This window comes from Acidovorax sp. KNOB132 (assembly GCF_057541515.1).
This window is the reverse complement of the sequence record NZ_BAAJYT010000671.1, coordinates 1-522: the sequence shown is the minus strand read 5'-3', so window position 1 is coordinate 522 and position 522 is coordinate 1. Positions and strand designations below refer to the sequence as shown.

Below are 522 nucleotides of genomic sequence, written 5' to 3'. Positions count from 1 at the left end.
CCGCTGGCCGAAGCCGGTGCCCGTGCCGCGCAGGCCCTGGCCGTGTTGGTGGGCCGCACCACCCCCGATCCGGCCTGGAGCGCCGAGGTGCCCGGCAGCGCGCATCCCACGCTGGCGACGTTCGCCCTGGCCGAACTGCCCGCCGATCTGCTGCGCACCCGCCCCGATGTGCACGCCGCCGAGGCCGAGGTGAACAAGGCGGCCGCGGCGCTGGGGCTGGCGCGCTCCGAGCTTTACCCGCGCATCGCGCTCATGGGTTCGCTGCTCTATTCGTACAACATCACCCAACATTTCCGCACGCGCAGCGAAAACGCCCCCGCGCTCGGGCCCGTCATCGACGTTCCGCTGTTCGACTGGGGCCGTCGGCAGATGCAGGTGCAGGCCCGGCAGGAAGCGGTGAACGCCGCGCTCCTCGGCTACCGAAAGGCCGTGAACAACGGCGTGGCCGAGGTGGAGGGCGCCCTCGCGGCCCTGGGGGCACAGCAGGCCCGCGCGGACGCGCTCGCCCAGGCCCTGGGCCTG

General features: G+C 73.6%; 1 protein-coding gene. It reads left to right on the top strand.

Annotated features, from left to right (window positions below; translation table 11 throughout):
• Positions 1-522: TolC family protein (locus AC27IO_RS25335; RefSeq protein ID WP_498741360.1), on the top strand; the 522-nt coding region annotated here is incomplete at both ends.